This window comes from Streptomyces sp. NPDC043876, assembly GCF_056435825.1.
Genome location: NZ_JBWKDV010000004.1, coordinates 222276 through 248553, shown reverse-complemented (window position 1 = coordinate 248553; position 26278 = coordinate 222276). Strand labels below are relative to the sequence as shown.

The window sequence follows — 26278 nt, the reverse complement described above, 5'->3', positions numbered from 1 at the left end:
TCCCCGGCGGCCGGTCGTGCGCATCACACCCTTCCCGCTGGCCCCGCCGTTACGGCGCAGGCGCCTCCAGGAGCGTGCCGAGGCCGGCGCACACCAGCCGCACGCTGCGGACGTACGCCTCGTCCTCCCCGAGGGCCGCCGCGGCCACCGTCCCGGGGTACCGCTCGCGCAGCGCGGCGGCCTCCTCGGCGCCGATCGCCACCGACGGTGACGCGCTCTGCTCCTGCAGGACGAAGCCGGTGACGTGGCTGAGCAGCGTGTCCGCGCCCACGCCGCGGTGCGCCGCCGGCACACCGGCCCCGGCCAGCGTGTCGAGCAGCCGTTCCATCAGGGCCAGGGCCCCTGTGCTGAGCACCTTCGGGCTGTCGGCCAGCATCACCGCCCCGCCGGGGTGGCGCCGGATGACCTCCCGCAGGGCGACGAGCTGGGCCTCGACCCGTTCCTGCCAGCTCGCGCCGGGTCCCAGCCCGGCCAGGGCGGCGCTCCCCGCGTCGTACGCCTGCCGGGCGACCCGGTCGGCCATCAGCCGGACCAGGACCTCCTTGTTGGCCACGTGGTAGTAGAGGCTTCCGGCCTGCGCGTCGAGCCGCTGCGCGACCTTGCGCATGGACAGGCCGTGGTACCCCGACTCGGCGAACACCGCCATCCCGGCGTCGATGATCCGCTCCGTTGTCAGCTTCATGGCAGCAGCCTACCCTGTTTTCTAACATTGTTTGAATTTCTCGCGCCGGAGCGTTACTGTCCTTCTCGACAGCACGTGACGGGGAGCGAAGGGGGGTGGTGACGATGGGCGCGCTGGTGTTCAACGTGACCACGGCGGCACTGATGGTCCTGATGTTCAAAGGAGGGCTGTCCCTGCTGGGCGAGGGCACCCTCCGGCAGCGGCGCACCCCCTGGGCGGCGATCGGGCTGACCACCCTCGTCATCGCCGGACTCGTGACGCAGCTGACCTGGTCGGCGGCCATGGACACCTTCGACAGCGACCCGGCCCGGACGGGCTGGTGGCGCATCGTCACCTCGGTCTTCATGCAGAACGGCGGCCCCGCCGGTGACGTGTGGAACATCGCCACCATCGCCGTCATCGCCGCGCTCGCCGAGTGGTTCTGGGGCGGCCCCCTGATGCTGGGCCTGTTCGCGGCGGGCATCCTGCTGCCGACGTACGTCGACATGCTGTTCGGCCAGAGCGAGCGCAGCGCCGATCCGCGCAATTTCGCCGGGAGTTCGGGGGCGACGTACTTCCTCGCCGCGACCCTCGCCGCGCCCCTCCTGCTCCGCGTCCTGCGGACCGGTGGGATCGGGGCGCACACGAAGGACGCCCTGCTCGCGCTCGGTGTGCCGGTGCTGGGCCTGGCCCTCTGGTTCGCCCAGTCCAACGGCCACGGCCTGGTGGCCGCCTACGGCTTCGCACTCGGCGCCGTGACGTGCCTCGTGGCCCGCCCGGCAGCGCTCCGCCCCGACGCCGACCGCCGCAGCGGCGCCGTCGAGGGGGAGCGGGAGGCCGTCCGGGAGGCCTGAGAGAGGGCCCGGGCAGGGGCCGACCCGGTTCCGGTCAGCCGGTCAGCCGGTCACCTCGAAGTGGACGACGGTGACCGCGTCCTGCGGAGCGATCCCGGGATAGTGGAACCGCAGCTTGGCTCCGAGTTCCGCGAGGTCGCGGAAGCCGTCCGCCTGCGCGTCCTCTTCCGTCAGCTCGGCCACCCGCTTGGCCACCACCCGCGTGACCCTCCCCGGCAGGACCACCTCCTCGTCGGACTCGAACAGCAGGCTCACGGGCCCGGTCTCCACCGGGTCACGGAACCGCACCGTCGTGGTCTTCTCGCCCGCGCGGACGGCGTCGAGGTAGTCGGGGTGGAAACGCAAGGGACGTACGGCGGGCGCGGGCGGGGAGTAGGCCCACGGGAGCAGCTCGGCGACCGGCACGCTCCGCAGCCCGTCCGCCGTCGCCACCAGGACGCGGATGCCGGGGTGGTGCTCGAAGAGGACCTGCCGGTCCCGCCCGCACGGCGCGAGCACACCGCGCCCCGCGTCGCCCACCGCCACGATGGTGGTCAGCTCGCGTGCTCCCTCGGCGCGCGCGTGGCCGAGGGCCACCAGCTCCGCACAGGGGCCGCCGGTGAAGTGGTAGAGGTTCAGGCCGCGGAACATCCGGCCCGTCGCGTCCCGTACCGCCGCCCCCACCGTGTGCCGCTCACCGTCGCCGTGGGCGTCCACCACCTCCCGGGCGAAATCGACCAGCTCCCGTTCCGCCGCCGTCAGTTCCCGCATCGTCCTGTCCATCGGAGCACCTTAACGATCACCCGGGCGGGAGGCGAACGGCGGCCGCCTCGGGCGACCTCGGCGCCCGGAATGCGCCTCGCGGAGGGCCTGCCCATACTGTGAGGGTGAGGCGTACTCGGACAGTCTTGCTCTGCATATCCGCCCTGTTGGGCGCGGCCCTCCCCGCCGGCACCGCCGCGGGCCCGGCGTCGGCCGCGACCGCGGCGGCGCCGCAGACCTGCGTCGGCTCGCCCGGTCCGGCGCAGGGCGACGCGCGCAAGGTGCTCACCATCGCGCAGCAGGCGCAGCGGGAGTTGGGCCTGAACTCGGTGATCCTGCGGGTCTCCTCGGGCGGCAAAGAGGTGCTGACCACGGCCCGCGGAGAGTCGATGACCGGCGTACCGGCCGAACCCGCCATGCACTTCCGGACCGGCTCCGTGGCCATCGTCTACATGGGCACCGCGCTGTTGCGGCTCGTCGAGCAGGGCAAGGCCTCCCTCGACGACCCCGTGTCGCGCTGGCTGCCGGACGTGCCGCACGGCTCGGAGATCACCCTGCGGATGCTGGCCGACTCCACGTCCGGGCTGCACGACTACGTCACGGATCCCGCGTTCCTCAAGGAGTTGGAGGCGGCGCCCTTCCGCCAGTGGACCCCGGCCGAGATCACCGGCTACGCGACGCGGCAGCCGCTGCTGTACGAACCGGGAACCAACTGGAGTTATTCGCACGCCAACTTCGCCTTCCTCGGCGCCGCGCTGGAGAAGATCAGCGGACTCCCGCTGGACCGGCTCCTGTCGCAGACCGTGATCGAGCCGCTCGGGCTGAGCGAGACCAGCAACCAGTCCACGCCGCAGATCCCGGAGCCCGTCCTGCACGCCTTCACCTCCGAGCGCGGCACCTACGAGGAGTCCACCTTCTGGAACCCCTCGTGGACGACCGCTCCGGGAGCCGTCCTCGTGCAGAACATCTGCGACCTGGACCGCTCCGCGCGGGCCATCGGGACCGGCGAGCTGGTGTCCGCGAAGTCCTTCAAGACCCAGCTCGACCCGGGCACCACGGGCCTCGGCCACGCGACGTCCACCTGCCCCGCCACCGTGTGCCTGCTGAACAACACGGCGGCCCACCACTTCGGCCTGGGCGTGCTCGTCGTCAACGACTGGATCCTGACGAACCCGTCGTTCTCCGGCTACGCGGCCATCCAGGCCTACCTGCCGGCCGCCGAGCTCGCGATCTCCGTCACCGTGACGGAGGGCCCCAAGAGCCCCCAGGGCAACTCGGCCGAGACCATCGCCGAACGCATCTCCCAGGCCCTGGCCCCGGACCACGCCCTCAAGCAGCGCTGAGCCCGCTCAGAGAGCGGTGGCCTCGCGCACCCGGCTCACATGGACGAGCACGTCGTACGCCGGGCCGATCGCGAGCGTGGGCGGCGGGTCGTTCCTGAAGGACGAACCCGCCTCGTACACGGGGCGGGGCATGTCGAGCCAACTGCGCCCCGCCGTCGCCAGTGTGCGCAGGTCGAGGTAGTAGTCGCGGTGGCGGACCCGGTCGAGGGTGTGCTCCTGCGACCCGGGGGCGGCCGCCGGGACCGTGACCTTGTTCCAGGCACTGCCGAGGGTGGTCGCGGTGAGGAACGACCCGCGGGCGAAGGTGAAACCGATGGCGGCGTAGTCGCTGCCGAGCGTGTTGCGAAGGAAGGCACCCTGCGTCGTCGGGTACATCACGGGATCCGTGCTCAGGTAGCCCACGTGCCCGTTGTGCGCGGAGAGCAGCATCTTGTCGCCCGTGCGGCGATGCCACCAGACGGTGTTGTCGGCCATGACCCGGTCGCGCAGGTGCTCCGCCGCGGACACCGACTCCGGATCGGAGAGGTCCAGGGAGGCGAAGGCGAAGGTCTGGGCGATGTTGCGGGCGTGCTGCAGGGTCCACGCGCAGGCCTCGCCGCCGGCAGGGTGGGCCGCGACCAGGTCCAGTGCCCGCTGCGCGGTGGCGGCGTCCGCGCGTCGCTCGGCCACGGGCTTCTGCAGGTAGGCGAAGACGTCGTCGAAGGGGCGCAGTCCCGCGTACAGCTCCGTAAGGCGCGCAAGGTCCTGCGGGTGGTCGCCGCGGACGTGGGACAGGACCCGTTCGAAGGCGGCGTCGCCGAGCCGGGGCGCTCCCACGTCGTTGCCCATGAAGTGGACCTTCCGGCCGGGGTGGCGGTCGTTGTACCACCGCATCCAGGCGATGAGGCTGACGAACTCCTCGCGCTCCCAGGGGGATCCGCCCAGCGTCTCCTTGGCGATCCGCCTCAGCTCCCCGGCGCCGCCCTGGAGGTACTCGTCGATGCGCAGACCCGCCGTCCAGCTCATCTCCAGGGCGAAGGTGGTGAAGCCCTTCTCCTCGACGAGGTGGCGGAAGACGCGTTCCTTCATGGTGAAGAACTCGTGCGAGCCGTGGGTCGCCTCTCCCAGCCCGACGATCACGGCCCCGCCGATCATGGAGCCGAGGGCGCGCAGATCGGTGGTGCGTCCGCCGGGTTCCGTCGTCCGCAGGGGCTGGGCAGCGCGCTCCAGGGCGCGGAGCGCGGCGGCTTCCCCGCCGTTCGCCGCCGCCGCGGGTCCGGCCGGGGCGGTACGCGCCGCCGGCGCGGCGGAGGCCCGAGGGGCGGCCAGGACGGTGGCGGCCGCGATGCCTGCCGTGGTGGCGAGCAGTCTGCGCCGCCCCATCGTCTGTTGGTACGCGCTCATGCCGGTCGCTCCTCGGTTCGGTGTTCCACTGGGCCGTGAAAACGATCATGTCGCGGGCGCGGGAGCGGCGCCCTGGGGCTTTCCTCCGGATCGGTGGGGGAAAACCCCCGCCCGGCACGGTGGCCACCCCGCCGCCCGCGCTACCCGGCCGGCTTGACGCACGTCTGGTCCTTGGCCGGCAGGATGCCGGTGGCCAGGTAGCGGTTGACCCCGTCGTCCACGCAGGTGTTGCCGTAACGGCCGTAGAGGGCGTGCCGGTTGGCGCCGTCGAGGGTGAGCAGCCGGGAAGCCGGCAGCAGGCGGTGCAGCGCGACGCTGCCCTTGTACGTGGTGCGCGGGTCACCGGTGGCGGCCACGATCAGGACCGGCGCGTCCCGCCGCACCCGGGTGGGTTCCTCGCGCGGGCGGTCCCAGAAGGCGCACGGCCCTATGGTGGCGGTGAGCGGCCCGAAGAGAGGGTGTGCGGAGCGGCTGCGCTCGATGTCCCGCCAGTACGTCCGCGGATCGCGCGGCGCGGCCACGTCCCCGCACAGGACGGCGGCCTGCACGCCCGATGGTTCGGACCCGCCGTGCAGCAGATAGCGGAGCGTCGCGGCGAACCCGGGCGACAGCGCGGTCGGCGCCGCGCCCCGCGCCGCCGCGTCCAGTACGGACAGCTGCTCGCCGAGGAAGGCCCGCGTCGCGTCGCTGTCGTCCCCGGTGGCCGTCAGGAGCAGGACCGGCACCTGGCTGTCGTCGAGCCGGAACACGTCGGCGCCCGCGCCGACCGTCAACGGGCCGCGCGCGGCGGCCGCGACGATCCGGTCGACGGTGGCGAGCACCTCGGCGCGGGTGCGCCCGAGACCGTACGCGCCGTGGCGCTGCGCCGCCCAGTGCGCCCAGTCGGCGAGCGCCTTCTCGTTCTCGGGCTCGGATCCCTTCAGCAGCCGGGGGCCGTAGTCGGCGGGGTTGATCGCCCCGTCGAGGACGACGCGGTCGTAGCGGCCGGGGAACATCTGGGTGTAGACGGTGCCGAGGTAGGTGCCGTAGGAGTAGCCGAGGTAGGAGATCCGGCGTTCGCCGAGGGCGCCGCGGATGACGTCCATGTCGCGGGCCGTGTTCCGGGTGCTGATGTACGGCAGGACGGCGGCGTCGGCGGCGCGGCACTTGTCGGCGAGGCCCTTCTGCAGGGTCACCTGCTTCTCGAAACCGGCCCGGCCGGCGCCCGCCGAGAACCACGAACTGCCCACCGGCCAGCCGCAGTCCAGGGGAGTGCTGCGGCCGACGAAGCGCGGGTCGAAGCCGATGATGTCGTAGCGCGCGCCGACGTCCTTCATCGCCTTGCGGACGTCCGGCGGCGACTGGACGGAGGGGCCGCCGGGGCCGCCGTTGTTCAGCAGGAGCGCGCCGATGCGCTGACGGGTGTCGGTCGCCTTCAGCCGGGACACCGCGACCGTGATCGTCCGGCCCCGCGGGTCGCCGTAGTCCAGGGGTGCGGTCGCGTCGGCGCACTGGACGCCGGCCCGGTCGAGGTCGCGCCCCGCCGCGTCGTCGGCGCCCTTGGCGCAGCTGCCCCAGCCGAGGCGCTGCTGGTAGTACCGGTCGAGCCCGCCTCCGGGACCGCCCTTGGCGGGGGCCGCGGCGGCCGAGGTCACCGCGGGGGAGGCGGCGAGGCAGGCGGCGAGCGCGAGACTGAGGGCGCAGGCGCGGCGCGCGGCGGGGCTGAGGGTGGTCACGGGGCTCCTCGGACTGGTGGGTACGGGCGTCGTGCGGGCGCTCCTGACCGGTGCGATCGCATGCCCCGACGCTAGGGACCCGCCCCCGCCCGCCACATCGCCCACGGGCACGAGGACCCTGGTCCCCCTCGCCCCCCGGCGGGGACCCGCGCCCCGGTCGCGCCTCCTCCTCAGGGGGGACGCCCCGCTGCACCCCCCGGGGCCTCGGCAGCCGCGTGTCAGGGGGAGCGGCGCCGCCGCCGGACGAGCGGGCCTACCTCGGCGCGACGGCTCCCGAGTCCGGCGCCTGCCGGAGCCCCGATGCGTCGACCGCCTCGAAGTCCGACCCCTTGAACGCTTTGAGCCCGTCGAGCTGGGCGTTGTCCCAGCGGGAGTCCTCCGCCCCGGAGATGTACCAGGGCGATCCGTTGTCCGCGACGATGACACCGTACTTCTTGAGCGCTTCCGCCACCGCCTTCGCCTGCGGGGCGAGTTGGGACGTGTCCACCGCGCTCTTCAGCCGCAGCCGCAGCCCCATGGGAGGCAGCGAGGTGTCCGCGGCGGTGCCCGCGTGGTGTCGCGCGGGCCAGAGGTGGCTCCGGTCGGACCGGGGCACGGTGATGCGGATCGCGTGGTCGACCGATCCGGCCGCCGCCTCCTCGTAGCGCACCAGACCGGGCAGGACGGCCAGACCCGCGGCGTCGGCCGACGTCCACCCGTCGGGCCGCAGCGCGTGCGAGCGCAGGTCGAAGACCGCGCCCGAGCCGGCGTGCCAGGCGTTGCCTCCCTGCGGATGGGCGTCCCAGAGTTCGTAGGACGCGCACCGGGTGCGGTCCCAGACGATGACGTGCCGGTCCCCGTCGCTCGCCGGACCGTTCTCGATCCTGGCGTTATGGGGGATCCGGTAGCCGGAGGCGTCGCTTTCCTCGGCGTAGTCCAGTGAGACCGTTGATTCGGGCACCGCCGTATCCGAGACGGTGACGGGGATGCCGAAGGGCCGGCCGTCGATGAGCCCCGACCCGAAGTCAGGGTGCAGGGACGCCGCCGAACCGATGGAGGCGACGTACCGGTCGGATTTCGAGTGGACGGGAAGCGTGTCCACGGGCGCGCGCCAGAAACTGTCCGGCAGCGACGGCCGGCACGGCTCCCGGGGCGCCGAAGCGGAGCCGAAAGCGGAAGCGGAGCCGGCCGAGTGGTGGGGCGCCGTGACGGTTGTCGCCCCCGCGCTCTGGCCGGACACCGTGCACCCGGCCACCAGGAACGTCGCGGCGAGAGCCGATACCGCCGCCACGGCAGGGACCCGGCGCCGGCCGCGTGGGCGCGCTCCCGCTCCGTGCTTCGCGTGTGCGAGGGCCATGGCTCCACCCCATCCGCGAGGTCCGCGACATGCTGCCCGCGCCGTTCCGTGCGAGCCCCTCCAGCGTAAGCACCTTCCCGCCCCGCCGCCCCGCCGTCACCGGGGACGGCGGGTGAAGGGGACGGTTTACAGCCCTCGCAAGCGGCCGTGACGGTTCCGTCGGGATACGCCACCCGAAGGGGCCCGGTATCCGTGTCTACGGGGGCGACTCCGCCCAGGTCTCGGGGCCGCCGCCCCGCCATTCGACGAGGTCGGAGTCGGCGAAGTCCAGGCTCTCGGCGTTCTCCATCCCCGCCGCGGCCAGGAAGACGGCGATGTCGGACGGCTTGTGCGCGACGCCGATGGCCGTTCCGTCCCAGCGGACACGCCGCCAGCCGTTGTCGTCGGGCGGATAGATGACGAGGCGGGCAGACATGGCTCCAGTGTCGGGGAGCCGACGGCCACCGGCACGCCGCAGGAGGCCGGACGGGTCGGCGGACGGGTCGGCGGACGCCCGCGCCGCCGGTACGCGGGCCCGCGCGGCCGCCGGAGTACGGGCCCCCTCGGGCCCCGTGGCCCCCGGCCCCCGTAGCCCCGAACCCCGCCCCGCATTCACGCGTCCCAGGCGACCGGGAGGCTCTTCACGCCGTGGATGTCCGCGGCCTCCGGTCGCACGGCGACCTCCTCGGCCGGTACGGCCAGGCGCAGCGTGGGGAAGCGGCTCAGCAGCGCCGAGAACGCGACCCGCATCTCGACGCGGGCCAGCTGCTGCCCCAGGCACAGGTGGATGCCGTGGCCGAAGGCCAGGTGGCCGCCGGCCGCCCGCCGGAGGTCGAGCGCGTGCGGATCGGCGAAGCGCTCCGGGTCGCGGTTCGCCGTGTTGTAGGACAGGACGACCGTCGTGCCGGCCTCGATCAGCCGGCCCCCCACCTCGACGTCCACCAGCGCCGTCCGCATGAACGACTTGGCAACGCTCAGGTACCGCAGCAGCTCCTCCACCGCCTGGTCGGTGAGCGAGGGATCGGCGCGCAGCGCCGCCAGCTGCGCCGGGTTGCGCAGCAGCGCGAAGGCCCCCAGGGACAGCATGTTCGCGGTGGTGTCGAAGCCGGCCGCCAGCAGGATCAGAGCGATGCCCTGGAGCTCCTCGTCGGTCAGGTCGCCGTCGGTCAGCTCGCTGAGCACGTCGTCCGTGGGGTGCGCGCGCTTGGCGGCCACCAGCCGGGCGAGGTACTCCTGCGTCGCGGTGTAGGCCGCCAGCAGGTCCTCGTCGTTCGTCTCCCCGTTCATGAACGTGTCGATCTGCTCCTGGAAGGAGTCCCGGTCCTCGTACGGAACCCCCAGCAGCTCGCAGATGACGATCGTGGGGATGGGCTTGGCGAAGGCGGTCACCAGGTCCGACGGCGGCCCGGCCGCCTCCATGGCGTCAAGGCAGGTGGTGGTGATCTGCTCGATGCGCTCGGTGAGCAGCCGCATCCGCCGGGCGGTGAACTTGCCCACCAGGGGTTTGCGGTAACGCCCGTGCTGGGGCTCGTCCATGAGCAGGAACTCGCCGGGCGGCGCCGGCGGGAGCTCGAAGTCGACGACGTTCAGGAGATCCTTGCGCGAGCTGAACCGCGGATCGGCCAGGACCGACCGGACGGCGTCGTAGCCGGTGATCAGCCAGCCGGGCTTCCCGCCCGGGTGGGTGTAGCGGCTGATCGGACCGTGCCGCCGCGCGTCGATCAGCTCGGTCGGCGGGTCGAAGGGGCACCCGGGCGGACGCTCCGTCGGCAGCGCCGCGACGGTGTGCAGTGATGCGCTCGTTTCGCTCATGACCATTCCTCATCTCGCGGCATTGCGTGTTTTACGTATGCCGAAAGCTACGTTGCGTTCGTTGGAGCGTCAATCAACGAGAATCCATAACTGCACGTCACAACAGGGAAATTGATGCAATGACGCTGAATCCGAATGCAATGCGACGTTGCAATGAATGAAGGCGAAGGCAATACTTGCGGCATGCCAGGAGGACGCTTGACCCAGCAGGAACGTCAGCGCATCGCCGCCGGTCTCGCCGACCGGCTTTCCTATGCCGAGATCGCGAGGCGGCTCGACCGGCCGACTTCGACGATCAGCCGGGAGGTCGCGCGCAACGGCGGTCCCCGCGGCTACCGGCCCCAGGAAGCCCAGCGCGCCGCGGGCCGACGGGCGCAGCGCGGCACACCGGCGCCCCCGCGCGCGGCGGGAGCGCCGACCACCACGGCGGAAGAGCGGATCATCGAACTGGCCGTCGGCTCGGGCCTGCCGAGGATGACGGCGCGCGTGCACGTCGATCTGCTGCTGTCCGAGGACGGCAGGCGCACCGCCGCCGAACTGACCCGCAGACTGAACGTCAGCCCGGCCTCGGTCTCGGTGGCCGTGAACTTCCTGGTCCAGCAGGGCTACGTCCGGCGCGAACGCGATCCGCGCGGCCGCAGGGACGTCTACGTGCTCGACGACGACGCCTGGTACCAGTCGGTCCTGATCAGCTCGCGGCACACCCTCGCCTCGGCCCGCGCCGCCCTGACGGCGGCCGAGGAACTCGGCCCGGACACACCGGTGGGACAACGCCTGACCAGAGCCGGAACGTTCCTGGAACACGTCATCGAGGACATGCTGACCTCCGCCAACCGCTGGCGCCCCCTCCTGACGTAACGGCGGGCGGCCCCGGCGTCGTTTCGACGCCCGGTGGCGGCGCGTGCGGGCGTATCAGGTGCGGTCGCGAGCCGGTTCCGCTTCCGGTCGGGGCGTGGTGCCGGTGCCGTGACGGGGGAGGAGGAGCGGGGTCGCCAGGAGGAGCAGGCCGGCCAGGGCGATGGCCGGGCGGGGGCCGAGCAGGCTGCCCAGGACGCCCCAGACGGCGGTCAGGAGGGCGGTGGTGGCTTTGGTCGTCACCGCCCAGGCGGAGAGGGTACGGGCGACCCGGCCCGTCGCGGTGCGTTCCAGGCGGTAGGTCGCGCTGACGGGGTTGAAGACCCCGCAGCAGAAGATGAGCCCCAGTTCGACGGCGACCACCAGCAGCAGGCCCCCGGTTCCCGGCCCCACGAAGGCCAGCCCGACGGGCCAGAGCGCGCGCAGCGTCCCGGCCGCGAGGAGCACCCGGTGCTGCCCGAACCGGGTGACGAGCGGCCGGGCCAGCCGGGAGCCGAACAGTCCGCCGATCGCGGGTGCGGCGAAGGCGAGGCCGTACTGCCAGGGCGCGTACCGGAGCGGTCCGAGCATGAGGACGGCGAGCAGCGGCTGCGTCGCCATCACCAGGGCGTTGAACGCCGCGGTGTTGAAGAACAGCGGGCGCAGCATCGCGTCGCCGAGGATGTACCGCCAGCCGTCGAGCAGGTCGCCGGCCCGCATGCGCGCGCCCTCCCGGCGCTCGGGCCGCGGCTCGTGGCCCCGCGACGCGTGGATGCCCAGCGCCGAGAGCAGGTAGCTGACCACGTCCGCCACCACGGTGACCACCGGACCGAGGAGCCCGATCATCGCGCCGCCCAGCGGTGGCCCGATGATCGTGGTCGTCCAGGCGGTGGACTCGAAGCGCGCGTTGGCGACGAGCAGGTCCTCGGCCGCGAGCAGCGTTTTCAGGTACGCGCCGGAGGCGGCACGGAAGGTGATGTCGGCCGCCGCGACCACGACCGAGACCAGCAGGAGCTGGAGGAAGGTGAGGGCGCCGAGCGCGAACGCGGCGGGGACCGTCAGCAGCGCCGCGCACCGCACCAGGTCCATCGCGATCAGCACCGGCCGCTTGCGCCGGAAGTCCACCCACGGCCCGAGCGGCACGGCCACCGCGGCGCCCACCGCGGATCCGACCGCGGAGAGGGCGGCGACCGCGGCCGGTCCGGAGTGCAGCACCTGGACGGCGATCAGCGGGAAGGCCCCGAAGGCGAGCCAGGTGCCCAGCGCGCTGGTCCCGTACGCTCCCCAGAGCCACCCGAACCGCCGTCCCAGTCGGTGGCCGTCCCCCATGCCCGCTGCCCCTCGCCCGTCATTCGTACAACCGATCCGCGATCGGATCCATCCAAGCGGGCCCACTGCCGGGGGATCAAACAACCGAAGCGGCCAGCGGCACAACCAGTGGTTGTGAGGGCGTAGGGTGCAGCGCCATGGACCTCGAAACCGTCCGCACCTTCGTCGCCGCCGCCGACGCCCGGCAGTTCCAGGTGGCCGCCGCCGAGCTGGGGATCACCCAGCAGGCCGTCTCCAAGCGCATCGCCGCACTGGAGCGCGGCATGGGCGTCCGGCTGTTCACCCGCACCCCGCGCGGCGCCGAGCTCACCATCGACGGACAGGCGTTCCTGCCGCACGCGCGCGAGCTGCTGCGCGTCGCCGAGCGCGCGGTCGCCTCGGTGCGCACCGGCCGCCGTCCCCTGCGCGTCGACGTGATCGCCTCGCGCGTCGCGCAGTCGGGCCTGATGCGCGGCTTCCACCGCGCACACCCCGAGATCGACCTCGACGTGGTGATGCTCTTCGGCTTCGAGACGGCCGTCAGTGCCATCCGGTCCGGCGCGATCGACGCGTCCTTCCGCGCCGTGGCCGCGCCCGGCCTGCCCCTCCCCGAGGACATCGAGTCCGTCCGGGTGCTCGACGAACCGCTCCAGCTCCTCACCGGCCCCGGCCACGCGCTGGCGGACGCCCGGTCCGTGACCCTCCAGCAGCTCGTCGGGCACCGGATCTGGATGCCCGGCATCGTGCCCGGCACCGAATGGGCCGCCTACTACGACGACCTCGTCACCGAGTTCGGCCTCACCATCGAGGCGACGGGCCCCAACTTCGGCTCCGACGCCCTCCTCGACACCGTCGCCGACACCCCCGCCCTGGCCACCTTCATGGGCGAGCACACCCGCCTCGTCTGGCCCACCGGCCACGGCCTGCGCCGCATCCCGGTGACCGACCCCACGCCCGTCTACCCGCACTCGCTCCTCTGGCACCGCGACAACCCGCACCCCGCGCTGGCCACCCTCCGCGCCCACCTCGCCACGACGGCGACCGGCCCGGGCGACCCGGGCACCTGGGTCCCGGACTGGGTGACCCCGCGCTGACCGTCTGACCCCGTGCTGACCATCTGGTCCCCGGCCCCTGGCCCCTGACGGGCGGTCGGCGATCGGCGACCCGTCCCGCGACACGACTTCCCCTGGGCCGGATCCCGGGCGGGGATGCGCTAAGCTGATCTCGTTCTCGCAGCCGGGTTTCCGGTGGTGGGCTCGCGTTGGTGGTCCAAGGAAAGACACCCCACTTCCCGTGGGGGGATGCAGGTGCAAGGCCTGCCCAGCGCTCGATCAAGGCCCCGGCCTCCGCAAGGAGACCGGGGCCTTTTCCGTGTCCCGCCCCCGCCCCCGCCCCCGCCCTTGCCCCGCACCCTCTTCCGCGCGCCGGTGCATCGAACGCGCCGCCCCTGGGTACGCATCCGCACCAGGCAGCCGAGGAGGAGTTCCGTGTCATCGCCCTACGACGCCCAGTACGCCCCCATCGGTGATGTGGGCACAGCGCTGATGATGATCGACTCCCGGCTCAAGGCCGTCCACGACGGCAAGCCCGAGGTCGACCCCGAACAGCAGCTGCTGATCGAGCAGTACGCCGCGTCCCTGGGCCCCGAGGGGGCCGGTGACGTGCTGGACGGGGCGTGCACCCTCATCTACATGTTCACGACGTGGCTGCGCAAGGCTCACGAGGAGCACGGCAAGGACGTCATCGAGTACGTGGTGCCCCACCTCGTGGCCTCGCTGGGCATGATGCCCAAGAGCGTCCGGCCCGAAGCCGTTCCCACCATGGCCGGCCTGGTCATCGCCGCGGGTACCGGGCTGAGCCCCAGCTTGTGGCGCAAGGGGTACGGGGCGTGGAAGAGGGAGGAGATGAACCCCCTGGAGGCCACCGCCTTCCTGCTCGCGGAACACATCAACCGCATCGCCGGCGACCCCGACTTCGCCACCCGCCTGATCACCGACGCCCTGTCGCGGGTGGAGGAGACCTGAGGCATGTCCCAGCGGTCCGACCAGCGCACTAGCTTTGGAGAACGTCCCTGACGAAGACGAGGCCGTCGCCCGCCGCCAAGTGGGCCGGGTCGAGCGGGGCGTAGCCGTACCAGGGGGACACGCGGGGCTCGGGCAGGGGACCGCCGAGGGCCGTGGCCAGTCGGCGGGAATCGATGACGTAGGCGTCCTCGGGAAGCGCGTAGAGGTGCCCCTCCACGGTGTCCGGCGGCGGGGTGTCCACCCCCTGGTGCCGGATCGTGCCGAGGGCCGTCGCCACGAAGGCGTACTCCGCGCCCAGGCGGGCGCTCACCAGCGCGCCGGCGCTCCACCACTCCACCGTCCCCTCCCACATCCGCATCGAGCTCTTCTCCCGCTGCAGATGGGAGTTGTGGGCGTGGGCGAGTACGGGGCCGCGGGCGGCGAGGGCGAGGAGGTTGTCGGCCATCATCAGGTCCCGGAGTGCGCACAGCCGCGTCATGCGGGCCGGTGAGAGGTCGGCCATCGCGTGGTGGTAGCGCAGCAGGCCGGCAGCGGTACGACCGTACAGGCGCGCCCGGTCCACGTCGTCCCGCGAGGCCGTCACCAGCAGGTGCGGCGCCTGCGCGTCGAGCAGGGCGATCAACTCGTCGGTGAGCAGGCGCAGTCGGTCCGCTTCGGCCGACCGGCCCGCGGAGCGTGCGGCGTCCAGCATCGCGGCGGGCTCGGTCCACCGGTCGTCGGCGCCGAGCAGGCGGTCGAGTTCCTCCGGGGTGCAGGGGAGCAGGGTCGCGTCCACCCGGGCGGCGAGGTGGCCGTGGAGCGCGGTGAGGGCCTGCCGGGGGCTGGCGGCGTGGGTGATTTCCAGCGGGCCGTCGAAACCGGCGAAGCGGAGCCGGTCGGAGGCGGGCCGACCGTCGCGGTCGGCCCGGGCGTTGTAGGCCCGCATCCAGCGCACGAGCTCGCGGTTGGCGTCGGAGGTCCCCCAGCCGTGGCTGATGCCCCGCTCCACGACCTCGTCGAGGCGGCCCGTGCCGGAGGTGACGTACTCGTCCACGGCCAGCCCGGCCATGCAGTCGCTCTCGATCGCGATCGTCCGGTAGCCCTCCTCCTCGACCAGCTGCCGGAACAGCTCGTTGCGCAGGACGAGCAGCGCGTCCTCGCCGTGGGTGGGCTCGCCCAGGGCGAGCAGCCGCGGCCGGGCCGGGAGCAGCCTCATGACGCCGGCGGCGTCGACGGCGCCGGCGGTGTTCTCGATGTCAGTAGCCATACCTTCAACGCTATCGGTGAAGCCACGGTGGAGACTTTGGCGCGCTATCGTCGACTTCATGGGGCGAAACCTTCAAAGGCGTGACCGGCTGCGGCCGGTCGATCTGGCGCGTCCTCACGGCCTGTCCACGCAGGCGGTCAGGAACTACGAGGAAGCGGGCATCCTGCCCGCCGCCGGTCGCACCCCGCACGGTTACCGCACCTACACCGCACTGCACGCCGGCGCGTTGCGCGCGTTCCTCGCCCTGCTCCCCGGTCACGGCCACCGGACGGCGGCGTCGGTCATGCGGGCGGTCAACGAGGGCGCGGACGACGAGGCGTTCCGGCTCGTCGACGAGAGCCACGCCCAACTCCTGGAGGACCGCAGCACGTTGCGGGCCGTGGAGAAAGCCCTCCGCGACCTGGAGGCACCCGCGGCGACCGAGCCGCGCGAGGCGTCTCCGGGGTCGACGGGCTCCCCGGGGTCCTCGATGCCCAGGACGTCCACGGCGCCCCCGCCGGGGGACTCGTTCATCGGCCCGCTGGCGCACCAGCTGGGCATCCGGCCCGCGACGCTGCGTACGTGGGAACGCGCCGCACTGGTGCACCCCCGCCGCGACCCGCGGACCGGATACCGCGTCTACGACGCGGCCGCCGCACGGGACGCTCGCCTGACCCACCAGCTCCGGCGCGGCGGCTACCCGCTGGAGCAGATCGCCCCGCTCATCGCCCACGTCCGGTCGGCCGGCGGGCTGGAGCCGCTTCAGAGCGCACTGGCCGACTGGAACGGAAGGCTGTCCGCCCGGGGGCGGGCCCTGCTGGCGGGGGCCGCGGAGCTGGAGGCGTACCTCCGCGCGCGCGGATGAGCCGGACGGCCTACCGCGATCGCCGCCCGACCCGGCCGGCGGCGCCGTTCCGCGTCCGCGCGGCGATGAGGAGCGCGAGCCCGCCGGCCACGACCAGGGTCCCCACCATGACCAGGCCCGCGCCGATCACGAAGAGCCCGCTCCCGTCGTCCGACCAGTCGTAGGCGGCGGCCGCGGTCAGCCCGATGCCGGGGCCGAGCGCCGCGGCGACGACGTACCCGCGCGAGGCCGCCCAGTACACCGCCACCAGCAGCGTCAGCACGAGACCGATCACCTGCCAGGCCTCGTAGGGGCCGGTGGTCGAACCGTCGGGGTGCACGTCGCGGTGCTGGTCCCAGCCCAGCCAGGCGGCCCAGGCCGCCATCGCCCCCGCGGCCAGCACCACGGTCGCGAGCAGGTGGGAAAGAGGTCTCCGCAGTCCTTGGGCCATGACCCCAGTCTCCCGGCTCCGGCGGCCGCCCGACAGGGCGCGGGGGACCGCGCGGCGGTTACGACACCACCGGAGCGGCGTCGGCCTGGGTCAGCCGGACCGTGCACAGGCCGCCGCGCTCGGACGTCACGTCCGTGACCTTGAGCTGCGTACCCGGCGCGAGGATGTACTCCTCCTCCCCGGTGAAGGCGGAGAAGTTCCTGATCCCGACGGCCTGCGCGGGCGTCACCTCGAAGAGCGTCCGCTTGCCGCGGCTGCCCAGGAAGGACCGGGCCACGTTCAGTTCGGAGGTGCACGAGGAGACGCCCCACCAGGTCACCGTCCGCCCCACCGGGTACTGCGCCCGCATGTCCAGCGAGACTCCGCGCCACAAGGGCTGCGTGTGGGCGGGCAGCCCCGACACCGCCGAGAACAGCAGCCGCAGGTACGGCAGGTAGGGCGTGACCCTGGTGCGGTCGGGAGAGCGCAGGACGGCGTTGATCTCGCGGTAGAAGGCCGACTCGCAGGTGTAGAGGTACAGCGCGGCGATCGCGTCGGCGGACAACCCGGCCGCCGTCTCGTCGACCCGCCGTTTGCCGAAGTCGCGCGACCGGTCGAGGTGGCCGCCGAGCCCGGGGAGCACCTGCGCGACCGGGGCGAGGGCCTCCTGGAAGTCCATCAGCGGGGTGGCGAACACACCCGTGATCGAGGGGAGGACCAGCCCCTCGTCCTTGACGCTGGTGAGCCGCTCCAGGTACAGCTGGTGCAGGTTCATGGTCGACTCGATGAAGGCGCCCATCCGGGCCGCGACACCCCCGTCGGCGCCGCCCCCGCCGGCCGCTCCCGCGTTCCATCCCGTGCTCGGCAGCCAGTCGATCCCGTCGCACCCCAGTGACGCGAGGGCCTCGTTCACCAGGGTGAAGTGATCGCCCTCGCAGAAGAGGTCGCCCTGCGCCGCCGGGTTCGCGTGGTCGATGTGCCGGACCTCCACGTCCGGGTACTTCTCCTGGAGCCGCAGGACGACCTTCTTCAGGCTGCGGGCGTGCGCGCCCCACCAGGCGAACACGACCCCGCGGTCCTCCTCGGCGCCGTCCTGCTTGGCCTTGAGGATCTCCTCGACGATGCGTTCGGCGACGGGCCGCCAGAAGGCCGTGTGCTGGTCGGCGCCCATCGCTCCGTCGCCGCTGGCGGTGAGCGAGGCGTTCAGCAGGAGCACGCCCTGCGTGAGCATCGCCTGGAACCACTCCGGCGGCTGGACCGTGTCCCGCTCCTTCAGCAGCGCGCGGACCTCGGCGATCGGCGTCTTCTTGGCGATGCCGTACTTCCACATCGCCGCCGCCTTGATCAGGCACCGGATGCTGACGACCCGGCCGAACTGGCTGTCCTTCCAGTCGTTGAAGGTGTTGTCGAACATGGCTATGCCGGTCGCGCTCTCCGGGCGCGGGTACGGGTTCTGGCCGAAGACGACGACCTTCCACTTGTGCGGAGGGTGGGGCTTGAGCGCCTGGAAGGTCAGCTCGCGGACCGGTACGACCTCGGGGCTGCGGCCCGGTCCGATGAAGCGGGCGGCGTCCGGCCGCGCCTCGATCACCGGCTTCAGGAGCGGAAGCCAGGGCTCACCGCCCCCGTCGAACAGCCCGGCGAGAGCGAGGGGATCGTCCGCGGCGGGCGCCGTTGGCGGCGCGGTTACGGGCCCGGTCGGCGCGGGCTCGGCAGCCGCAGGCTCACTCGGCGCAGGCGCGGGCGCGACCGGCTCCGGCGCAACCGGCCCGGTCGGCGCCGGCCCGGCCGCCTGCGGCGGCACGATCCGCACCCGCTCCTCGACCGGCGCGTTCTCGATGCCCTGGAGCTGCGCGATGACCGTGGTGCGCAACTCGTCGTCGTCCTCGAACCAGTGGTCGTGGAAGAGCGTGTAGCCGGTCCACATCAGGTTGGCGCACACCCTCGCCGGGACCCGGCCGGTCTGCGCGCCCATGCCGACGAGCGCCACCGAGCGGATGCTGCCCGGAGCCTTCCGGTTCTGCCGGTGGACGGCCTGGAAGGCGGCGGCGCACGCCAGGGCCACGTTCACCGTGGCACTCACGTTCTGCGCGGACCGCACCATGGTCGGCGTCGATATCAGGTAGCGCGGGACGGCCGCCCCCGACGGGACGCAGACCGCGCTGCCCACCGGCAGGGGTCCGGCGAACCGGTCGCGGATCGCCCGCTGCACCCGCACCTGGATGCCGGACCCGAGGTACCGCTTGATGACGGCGTCGACCCCGCCGTCCATCCGGCCCCGGGAGTTGGTCGGGGTGACCCAGGCGTCGACGTCCTCGTCGAGGATGGAGCCTGCGCGGATCTCGACGCCGGGGGTGTCCGCGAACGCCGCCCGCCACGCCTGCACCACGTGCTCGTTCACATCGGTCAGCACCACCCTGAGCGCGGGCTGCGCACTGCTCTCGGTCATCGTCCACTCCTGTCCGGAAACGCCCTTGCGACTCCCCGAACATAACCCCCGCCACTGACAACGCCGTCGGCACCCCGGCCGGGGCAAAAGGGCTGATGACCTGCCCTCATGACTCCGTGTCAGAGGCGGCGCGCGGAGGCCCCCGGCGTGGGCCGGGGGTAGGTCCGCGACTGCTTGACGCTGCCGTAGGCGAAGCTCGACTCGATCGAGGCGATGCCGGGGATGGCGTGGACGCGGTCACGCACGAGAGACTCGTAGGCCTCCAGGTCCTCGATGACGACGCGGAGCAGGTAGTCGCTGCTGCCCGCCATCAGGTAGCAGTCCTGGATGTGCTCGATGAGCGCGACGTGTTCCTCGAAGAGCCGGACCGCCGGCGCCGTGTGGCGCTCCAGGCGGATCCGCACGAAGACGGTGATCGGCAGGCCGAAGGCCACCTGGTCGACCACGGCCGTGTAGCCGCGGATCAGGCCGGCCTCCTCCAGCCGCCGCACCCGCCGCAGGCAGGGGGAGGGCGAGAGCCGGATGCGGTCGGCGAGGTCCTGGTTCGACAGCCGCCCGTCCGCCTGCAATTCCCGGATGATCTGCAGATCGACTGCGTCCACGGCCCCTCCTTGGCAGATCCTGCCCCAAACGTAGGTCCGGGAGGCAGAACTGGCAATCGACTGCCCCGCCCGAAGCCCTAGCGTTGCCGGTGTACGGAATCCCGCGCCCGCACCGCCCGTGCGCCGCCCGCACGCCCCCGCCGCACCCCCGCCATCCGACGCCCCCGGCGCCGCAGCCCCCGGCCCTTCCCGGCCCCCAGAAGCTGGAGCACCCTCCTTGGTCGCCATCGACACCCCGGCCGCGTCCCCTCCCCGGGGCGCCGGCCGCGCGCCCGCGCGCCGCTTCTCCCCGCAGACCGCGGGCATGGCGGCGCTGGCGGTGACCGTGGCGATCTGGGCCGCCTTCGCGCTGAGCGCCCGCGCCCTGAGCGCGTCCACCCTGCTGCCCGCCGACGCCGCGCTGCTCCGCTTCGGCGTCCCGCTCCTGCTGCTGGCCCCCGCCCTGTGGCGGCGCCGCCGCCGGATCGCCGCGGTGAAGCCGGGAGCCGCCGCGAAGATCGTCTGCGGGGCCGGGGTGCCCTTCTTCCTCGCGGCGATGCACGGCGGATCCCTCACCTCGGCGGCCTTCGTCGGCTCGATCGTGCCCGGCATGGTCCCGCTGTTCGTCTCCGCGCTCATGGTCGGCCGCGGCCACCGCGCCCCCCGCGGCCTGCAGGCCGCCGGGCTCGCGCTGATCGCCGTGGGAGTGGCCGCCCTCGTCCGCGACCACGTGGTCCCCGTGGACGCGGACGTGCTGGAGGGCGCGGGCACGCTGCTGGTCGCCAGCGGCCTGTGGGCGCTGTACACGGTCGGATTGAAGGAGGTCGACCTCGACCCCGTCGGCTCGATCGGCCTGCTCTGCCTGCCCTCCTTCGCCGTCATCGCCCTCCTCGTGGCGACCGGAGCGCTCCCCACCGGCCTCGCGCACGCCGCCGGCTCCGACATCGCGCTGTTCTTCGTCGTGCAGGGGCTCGGGGTCGGGCTCTGCGCGGGTCTGCTGTACGCCTTCGCCATCCGCAGGCTGGGCGCCGAGCGCAGCTCGGTCGTCGGCAGCCTCAGCCCGGTCGCCGTCGTGCTGCTCGCCGTACCGGTCCTGGGGGAATCGCCCACCCCCGCGGTCCTGGTCGGCGTACCGCTGATCACCGCCGGTGTCGTCCTGGCCAACCGCCGCCCCCGTACCCGCCCCCGCACCGACGCCGAGGTTCCCGCTGATGCTTGAGCTGCTCCCGCCGCCGCCCGCAGACCCGCTGTGGGTGCTGACCGACGCGTTCGGAGCCGACGTACGGCCCGAACGGCTCGACCTCGTCCTCGGCGTCTACCGCGACGACACCGGCCGCACCCCGGTCATGGCCGCCGTGCGCGAGGCAGAGATCCGCCTCGCGGAGCGCTCCGCGTCCAAGGAGTACCGGGGCCTGTCCGGCAACACCGCCTTCAACCGCGCCCTCCTCGCGATGGTGCTGGGCGGCGAGCACGGCGGGCCGGCCGAGCGGGCCGCCGCCGTCCAGACCGTCGCCGGCTCGGGGGCCCTGCGCCTGCTGGCCGACCTGATCCACCGCACCCGCCCCGGCGCGACCGTCTGGATCAGCGAACCGGCCTACGTCAACCACCGCCCCATCCTGGAAGCCGCCGGCCTGACGGTGCGCGACTACGGCTGGCGCGACGCCGCGGGCGGCTTCGACACGGAGGGCGTCCTGCGTGAACTGGCCGGCGCCGGACGCGACGACGTCGTCCTGCTCCAGGGCTGCTGCCACAACCCGAGCGGGGTCGACCCGCTGCCGGAGGACTGGCGGGCCCTCGCCGACTCGGCCGTCCGCGGCGGCTGGATCCCCTTCGTCGACCTCGCCTACCACGGCCTGGGCGACGGCCTGGAAGCCGACCTGGCGCCCACGCGCATGCTGGCCGCACGCGTCCCCGAGATGCTGATCGCGGTCAGCTGCTCGAAGAACTTCGGCCTCTACAGCGACCGCGTCGGCGGCGCCATCGTCCTGGGCGCCTCCGCCCTGGCCGCGCGGCACGCCGAGACGGCCCTGCAGAACGCCGCCCGGACCCAGTACTCGATGCCCCCCGAGCACGGCGCCGCGGTCGTCACGGCCATCCTGGAGGACGACGGGCTACGGGCCTCCTGGCGCGCGGAACTGGAGCTGATGCGGACCCGGATCGCCGGCCACCGGGCCGCACTGGCCGCGGGCTTGAGCGCGCTGGGCCGGGCCGGTGAGGCGCGAACCCTGGTCCGACAGAAGGGAATGTTCTCCATGCTGCCCATGACGGCCACTCAGATGCTGCGCCTGCGGACGGAGTTCGCCATCTACGGCACCGCCGCGGGCCGCGTCAACATCGCGGGCATCCCGGAGCACCGCATCCCGTGTCTGGTGCGGGGCGTCGCGGCGGTCGCGGAGACCCCGGCCGCGCCGTAGTCGGGGGGCGCGTGGGATCGTAACTCCGTTTTACACAGGGCGTGTTGAGCATTCGTTTATCCCTCCGTCGGCTCCCTGCGCCATGCTGGGCGGCAGGCGCACGGCGAGGGGGATCCGGCCGGCCGGCCGGGTCGCGGCGTACGCCATCGAGTGGGGGTTCCATGAGCACGGCGGCATTCCGGAACAAGGCCCGACTGACGTACTCGATCGCCTTCATCGGCCGCGCGGACCTGGAAGGCGAGTTCGAAAGCCTCTCGCACCAGCAGCTGCGCGGGGACAACTACTACAAGGACCTGCCCGAACCCTCCGACTGGAAAGGCGCCCTCCAGGGCAACCAGCACGGCAAGGACGCCGAGCGGCAGGTCGTGAACCTCCTCGCCGACGCGGTCTACCGCCACCTGGGCTGCCGGAGCACCAAGGAGTACAAGACGCGGATCGCCGAGGTCCGCAGGGGCACGGTCGACCTGTTCTCCGACATGGGCCCCTGCCACTCCTGCCGGTCGGTGATCAAGGACTTCCGGACGGACTTCCCGGCCCTCGACTTCCGGATCCGCTACCGCAACACCCTCTTCACCGGCGGCACCGCGAAGCTGCTGGAGGCCGGTGACGGCCTCTACGGGAGCTACGGCGTCGGCGACGCGGAGGAGGGCGACGGCGGCCTGTGGGTCAAGACGTACCCCGGCGACCCGCTCAACGCGGCCACCGCGACCTACGATGCGAAGGTGGCCGGGCCCGAGGGCTACCGCTTCCAGGGCACGTTCACGGCGATCGACCAGCAGCCCCACGCCTCGTTCCTGTACCCCGCGCCCCGGGCGACCGCGGCGCCGCTGGACGAGGTGGCCGCCGTCCTGGACCGGGTCGCCGCCGACATCCGCGACACGATGGCCCCCGGGCAGCAGATGCGCCCGCAGTCCTTCCGGCAGTGGATCCGCGGCATCGACCAGGGGACCGTCCGGCTCGTCTGCGAACGGGGCCCGAGCCAGGCCGGCCGTACGGCGGTGGCGGCCTTCGTCGCGGACTTCCCGAAGGTGCGGACCGAGGTGTCCTACCGGGCCGCGGCCGCCCAGGCCGCGGGCCTCGGGTACGCCGACGCCACCGCGCGCCCGGACGGCACCTGGCTGAAGGTCTTCCCGGCCGCCCGCTGACCACCGCCCCGGGCGGGGCCCCGCGCCCGGCACGGACCTCCGCGTCGGCGCGGGGCACTGCGGCGAATGGCCCAGCCGCGGGGTGACCGGACGGGCCGAAGCCGGAGGAGGTGTCTAACGTCGCTGGCACACCCATCGGACACCGAGCCCGAGGAGATGCCGGCCGTGATGTCCCGTCGACGCCGCCTGCTGGCGGGTGCCTGTCTCAGTACGGTCGCTGTCGGCCTGCTCCTCACCGGAGGAGCACGCGCCCTGCCGCAGCGGGAGGGGCCCGCGCGCGACGCGGGGAACGAGGTCGCGGTGGGCGCCTACCTCCACTACGGCTCGCCCGGCGTCGACCGGATGGAGGAACTCTCCGACTGGCTCGGCGGCACCGAGCTGCGGGCCGGCCACACGTACCTGCCCGGAGACACCTGGGCGAACATCGAGGGAGCGCCCGATTCCCTGCGCAGCTGGGCGCGCTGGCGCCAGGAGAAGGCCGACCGGCTGTTCGTGCTGAACGTCCCGATGCTGGCGGGCAACGAATCGGGGGTGCCCGACGGCCGGGTCGCGGCACTGCTGCGCTCGGGCGCGAGGGGCGCGTACGACCAGCACTTCCAGCGGCTGGCCAAGCGGCTGGTGGGGCTCCGGGTGCCGGACACGGTGATCGTGCTCGGCTGGGAGATGAACGGCTTCAACTACACCCACCGGTGCCGGCCCGACCCCGCGAGCTGGAAGAAGTACTGGCGCCACATCGTGACGGCCATGCGCTCCGTGCGCGGGCAGCACTTCCGCTTCGACTTCGCGCCCAACCGCGGCGGTGACGCGATCGCCTGGACCAGGTGCTACCCCGGCGACGACGTGGTCGACATCATCGGGATGGACTCCTACGACCAGCCGCCCGGCAACAGCTTCCGCGAACACGTCGAGCAGCCGTACGGACTGCGGCAGCAGGTCGATTTCGCCAGGGCGCACCGCAAGCGGATCTCCTATCCCGAATGGGGGCTGTTCCGCAACGGCGACAACCCGGAGTACGTGCGGGACATGCTGGGATGGATCGGCGAGCACAGGCCGCTCTACCACAGCATCACGGACTACTGCCCGCACGGCGTGTGGCAGTGCGGCGAGAACCCGCGCTCGGCACGCGTGTTCCAGGAAATCCTGTCCAGCGGCGGCGCAGACGGCGAGCGCTGGGCCGGAGCAGGGGACAGGACCGGCGCCGGCGGCCCCGGGAGCACGGCGCGGGCGCGCCCGTGGTGGCTTCCCGCGGTCCGCGGCGGGTCGGCCTTCCCTCCGCGGAGGTGAGAAGATCCCGCCGGTGAGCGGCCCTACGGGGTGGTGACCGCCGGGAAGGTGAAGGAGTACCCCCGTGCGGTGAGCCAGGGCAGGTACTGCTCCAGCGCCGCCACGGTCTGGCTGCGGTCGCCGCCCCCGTCGTGGAAGAGGACCGTCGGCTGCTGCGGAAGCGGACCCTCCACGGCGGCGACGATGGCCGGCAGACCCGGACGGCTCCAGTCCTTGGGGTCGACGCTCCAGCCGAGGGGCCGCATGCCGTTCGCCGCGGCGATCGCGCGGCTGTCGGGGGTGAAGGCGCCGCCCGGCGCCCGGTAGTAGTCGACGGCGACGCCCGGGGCGGCCGCCTCGATCATGGCCTTGCCGTCGAGTATCTGCCGCTCCTGGTAGTCGACGGGCTTGTGGTCCATCGCCACGTCGTGGTCGACGGAGTGGTCGCACAGCCGGTGGCCGTCCGAGGCGACCGCACGCACGAGCGCCGGATACTTCTGCGCCTGCGCGCCGATCATGCAGAAGGTGGCCTTGACGTGGTTCTCCCGCAGCACCCGGAGCACCTGGGGCGTCCACCGCGGATCCGGCCCGTCGTCGATGGTGATGGCGACGCCCCGGCCCGGGCCCTGGGCCAGCCGGGAGATGCCCAGCGGGATCCGCGGTGCGCCGTGCTGCGGCTGAGTCCGAGGGGCGCGCGGAGGCCGGTCGGCGGAGGCGTCCGGGGCCGCGACGGCCGGTGCGACCGCCGCGCCCAGGAGTCCGGCGACGGCTGCCGCCAGGGCGGACCCGGCCCACCGACGACGTACGGAACTGCTGGTGGTGCCCATGGACCCGCCTTTCCCTGTGCGTGCGTGGTGCCGCGCGTTCGGCCCCTCCGGGGGCCCGGCCGTCCGGCCCTCCGGTCCCGTGCCCGGCTCGCGCGGCTGCCGGTCCAGGCTAGGTCATCGCCCTCGGCCCCTTCCTCCTCCGAGCGGCCGGGGAAGGGGGCCGTTCGGACGGGCCGAACGGCCCGGTAGGGCCCCGAACGGGCGCTGGGCGGGGCGCAGTCGCGGCGCGTGCGGACGAGGAGGGGGCTGCGAGTGAAATGTGTCACGGTCGGCGCTTCCGGGGGCCTCGGCGGCCTCGCCGCCCCGGGGGCGCAAGCCGCACGGGACCGGCGGCGCGCGTCCGTGGACCGCCTGCGTACCATCAGCCGGGCCGTGCCCCCGCCCCGAGGAGTCGACTTCCCGTGACCGCCGCCCTTCCCGCACCCCGGACGGCGGGCCTGCTCCGCGTACGGGAGTTCAGCCGTACCGAGGACGGCGAACGGCTGCACGCCCTGCTGTGGTCCGCGGGCCCCGGCTGGCGCATGATCAGCAGCGCGGTGCTCGGCGGCGGCATCGGAGAGCGGGCCTGGGTGCTCAACGCCCAGGTCGCCCACGGTTACGCGCGCACGGACCCGGCCCGGCACCTGGCCGCGCTCGCCGGGGCGGCGGGCGCCACGGGCGGGGGAGTGGGGCTGATGACGGCCGCCGACGTGCGGGCGCACGGCCGGGCCGAGGACGGCGGCAGCGAGGCCGTCGTGACGGCGGGGCTCGGGGTGCACGGCTGGGCGGCCTCCCCGGCGCCGGGGCGCGAGCTGCCGGCCGCACCGGGCACGGTCAACACCCTCGTCGCCGTACCCGCGGCCCTCTCGGACGCCGCCCTGGTCAACGCCGTCGCGACGGCCACGGAAGCCAAGGTGCAGGCGCTGCTCGACGCGGGTTACGACTGCTCGGGCACGCCCACGGACGCCGTCTGTGTCGCCGCGCGCGTCCCCGGGCCCGGCGAGGCGCCGCACGCCTTCGCGGGGCCGCGTTCGGTGTGGGGCGCCCGGCTGGCCCGGGCGGTGTACGACGCCACCCGCGCCGCCGCCGCGGCCTGAGCGCGGGGGCCCGCTTCACGTCACGCGCTCACCA

At 73.4% G+C, this 26278-nt stretch carries 24 protein-coding genes; 11 read left to right on the top strand and 13 right to left on the bottom strand.

Annotation, left to right across the window (positions count from 1 at the left end; translation table 11 throughout):
* Nucleotides 1-49: 49 nt before the first annotated feature.
* Nucleotides 50-682 carry a TetR/AcrR family transcriptional regulator gene (locus AC0693_RS14960; RefSeq protein WP_469333542.1) on the bottom strand — a complete coding sequence of 211 codons (633 nt, stop codon included), beginning with the start codon at nucleotides 680-682 and terminating at the stop codon, nucleotides 50-52.
* Nucleotides 683-786: 104 nt separating this feature from the next.
* On the opposite strand from AC0693_RS14960, the gene AC0693_RS14955 reads away from it, so the two are divergent.
* Complete coding sequence (locus tag AC0693_RS14955) at nucleotides 787-1515, top strand: hypothetical protein (protein ID WP_478802239.1); 729 nt, start codon at nucleotides 787-789, stop codon at nucleotides 1513-1515.
* Nucleotides 1516-1557: 42 nt separating this feature from the next.
* On the opposite strand, the gene AC0693_RS14950 is transcribed toward AC0693_RS14955, so the two are convergent.
* Nucleotides 1558-2277: an ASCH domain-containing protein gene (locus tag AC0693_RS14950; RefSeq protein ID WP_478802019.1), complete on the bottom strand. Its 720-nt coding sequence runs from the start codon at nucleotides 2275-2277 to the stop codon at nucleotides 1558-1560.
* 125 nt (nucleotides 2278-2402) lie between these two features.
* On the opposite strand from AC0693_RS14950, the gene AC0693_RS14945 reads away from it, so the two are divergent.
* Nucleotides 2403-3599 carry a serine hydrolase domain-containing protein gene (locus AC0693_RS14945; protein WP_478802018.1) on the top strand — a complete coding sequence of 399 codons (1197 nt, stop codon included), beginning with the start codon at nucleotides 2403-2405 and terminating at the stop codon, nucleotides 3597-3599.
* Nucleotides 3600-3605: 6 nt separating this feature from the next.
* Here the strand turns inward: AC0693_RS14945 and AC0693_RS14940 are convergent, their stop codons facing one another.
* From AC0693_RS14940 to AC0693_RS14920, 5 genes are all read right to left on the bottom strand, one after another.
* Nucleotides 3606-4982 carry an erythromycin esterase family protein gene (locus AC0693_RS14940; RefSeq protein WP_478802017.1) on the bottom strand — a complete coding sequence of 459 codons (1377 nt, stop codon included), beginning with the start codon at nucleotides 4980-4982 and terminating at the stop codon, nucleotides 3606-3608.
* A gap of 140 nt (nucleotides 4983-5122) precedes the next feature.
* A complete protein-coding gene (locus tag AC0693_RS14935) occupies nucleotides 5123-6697 on the bottom strand; it encodes an alpha/beta hydrolase (protein WP_478802016.1) in 1575 nt (524 codons plus the stop codon).
* 253 nt (nucleotides 6698-6950) lie between these two features.
* Entirely contained in the window at nucleotides 6951-7778 is an 828-nt protein-coding gene (locus tag AC0693_RS14930) for a hypothetical protein (RefSeq protein ID WP_478802015.1), read from the bottom strand.
* 451 nt (nucleotides 7779-8229) lie between these two features.
* A complete protein-coding gene (locus AC0693_RS14925; RefSeq protein ID WP_356413511.1) occupies nucleotides 8230-8448 on the bottom strand; it encodes a hypothetical protein in 219 nt (72 codons plus the stop codon).
* A gap of 176 nt (nucleotides 8449-8624) precedes the next feature.
* Complete coding sequence (locus tag AC0693_RS14920) at nucleotides 8625-9824, bottom strand: cytochrome P450 (RefSeq protein ID WP_478802014.1); 1200 nt, start codon at nucleotides 9822-9824, stop codon at nucleotides 8625-8627.
* 183 nt (nucleotides 9825-10007) lie between these two features.
* Between AC0693_RS14920 and AC0693_RS14915 the strand changes: the two genes are divergently transcribed.
* Nucleotides 10008-10682 carry a GbsR/MarR family transcriptional regulator gene (locus AC0693_RS14915; RefSeq protein ID WP_478802013.1) on the top strand — a complete coding sequence of 225 codons (675 nt, stop codon included), beginning with the start codon at nucleotides 10008-10010 and terminating at the stop codon, nucleotides 10680-10682.
* Nucleotides 10683-10736: 54 nt separating this feature from the next.
* Here the strand turns inward: AC0693_RS14915 and AC0693_RS14910 are convergent, their stop codons facing one another.
* Nucleotides 10737-11987, bottom strand: a complete 1251-nt coding sequence (locus AC0693_RS14910) for an MFS transporter (protein WP_478802012.1) — start codon at nucleotides 11985-11987, stop codon at nucleotides 10737-10739.
* Between the two features lie 137 nt (nucleotides 11988-12124).
* Here AC0693_RS14910 and AC0693_RS14905 point away from each other — a divergent pair, with 137 nt between their 5' ends.
* Nucleotides 12125-13060, top strand: coding sequence for a LysR family transcriptional regulator (locus AC0693_RS14905; protein WP_478802011.1), 936 nt, complete (start codon nucleotides 12125-12127; stop codon nucleotides 13058-13060).
* A gap of 393 nt (nucleotides 13061-13453) precedes the next feature.
* Complete coding sequence (locus AC0693_RS14900) at nucleotides 13454-13990, top strand: hypothetical protein (RefSeq protein WP_469333531.1); 537 nt, start codon at nucleotides 13454-13456, stop codon at nucleotides 13988-13990.
* Between the two features lie 28 nt (nucleotides 13991-14018).
* On the opposite strand, the gene AC0693_RS14895 is transcribed toward AC0693_RS14900, so the two are convergent.
* Nucleotides 14019-15236, bottom strand: a complete 1218-nt coding sequence (locus AC0693_RS14895) for an erythromycin esterase family protein (RefSeq protein ID WP_478802010.1) — start codon at nucleotides 15234-15236, stop codon at nucleotides 14019-14021.
* A gap of 58 nt (nucleotides 15237-15294) precedes the next feature.
* Here AC0693_RS14895 and AC0693_RS14890 point away from each other — a divergent pair, with 58 nt between their 5' ends.
* Nucleotides 15295-16080 (top strand): MerR family transcriptional regulator, encoded by a 786-nt coding sequence (locus AC0693_RS14890; RefSeq protein WP_478802009.1) that lies wholly within the window; start codon nucleotides 15295-15297, stop codon nucleotides 16078-16080.
* Between the two features lie 10 nt (nucleotides 16081-16090).
* Here AC0693_RS14890 and AC0693_RS14885 read toward each other — a convergent pair whose 3' ends face one another.
* The 3 genes from AC0693_RS14885 to AC0693_RS14875 form a co-directional block, all read right to left on the bottom strand.
* Nucleotides 16091-16510, bottom strand: a complete 420-nt coding sequence (locus AC0693_RS14885) for a hypothetical protein (protein WP_478802008.1) — start codon at nucleotides 16508-16510, stop codon at nucleotides 16091-16093.
* A 58-nt stretch (nucleotides 16511-16568) separates the two neighbouring features.
* The gene (locus AC0693_RS14880) at nucleotides 16569-18938 is read right to left on the bottom strand and encodes a macro domain-containing protein (RefSeq protein ID WP_478802007.1); all 2370 of its coding nucleotides are present in this window, start codon (nucleotides 18936-18938) and stop codon (nucleotides 16569-16571) included.
* Nucleotides 18939-19057: 119 nt separating this feature from the next.
* Entirely contained in the window at nucleotides 19058-19540 is a 483-nt protein-coding gene (locus AC0693_RS14875; protein WP_469317188.1) for an Lrp/AsnC family transcriptional regulator, read from the bottom strand.
* Between the two features lie 217 nt (nucleotides 19541-19757).
* On the opposite strand from AC0693_RS14875, the gene AC0693_RS14870 reads away from it, so the two are divergent.
* The 4 genes from AC0693_RS14870 to AC0693_RS14855 all read left to right on the top strand — a co-directional run bounded on the left by AC0693_RS14870 (nucleotide 19758) and on the right by AC0693_RS14855 (nucleotide 24362).
* Entirely contained in the window at nucleotides 19758-20738 is a 981-nt protein-coding gene (locus AC0693_RS14870; protein ID WP_478802006.1) for a DMT family transporter, read from the top strand.
* Nucleotides 20731-21933: an aromatic amino acid transaminase gene (locus AC0693_RS14865; RefSeq protein WP_478802005.1), complete on the top strand. Its 1203-nt coding sequence runs from the start codon at nucleotides 20731-20733 to the stop codon at nucleotides 21931-21933. Before AC0693_RS14870 ends, AC0693_RS14865 begins: the two co-directional genes overlap by 8 nt.
* Before the next feature lie 161 nt (nucleotides 21934-22094).
* The gene (locus tag AC0693_RS14860; RefSeq protein ID WP_356413535.1) at nucleotides 22095-23078 is read left to right on the top strand and encodes a deaminase domain-containing protein; all 984 of its coding nucleotides are present in this window, start codon (nucleotides 22095-22097) and stop codon (nucleotides 23076-23078) included.
* A 168-nt stretch (nucleotides 23079-23246) separates the two neighbouring features.
* Nucleotides 23247-24362, top strand: a complete 1116-nt coding sequence (locus AC0693_RS14855) for a glycoside hydrolase family 26 protein (protein ID WP_469333523.1) — start codon at nucleotides 23247-23249, stop codon at nucleotides 24360-24362.
* A gap of 23 nt (nucleotides 24363-24385) precedes the next feature.
* Here AC0693_RS14855 and AC0693_RS14850 read toward each other — a convergent pair whose 3' ends face one another.
* The gene (locus AC0693_RS14850; RefSeq protein ID WP_356413539.1) at nucleotides 24386-25168 is read right to left on the bottom strand and encodes a polysaccharide deacetylase family protein; all 783 of its coding nucleotides are present in this window, start codon (nucleotides 25166-25168) and stop codon (nucleotides 24386-24388) included.
* A gap of 401 nt (nucleotides 25169-25569) precedes the next feature.
* Here AC0693_RS14850 and AC0693_RS14845 point away from each other — a divergent pair, with 401 nt between their 5' ends.
* On the top strand, nucleotides 25570-26244 hold the full coding sequence (locus AC0693_RS14845) for an adenosylcobinamide amidohydrolase (protein ID WP_478802004.1): 675 nt from the start codon (nucleotides 25570-25572) through the stop codon (nucleotides 26242-26244).
* The last annotated feature ends 34 nt before the right edge of the window (nucleotides 26245-26278 follow it).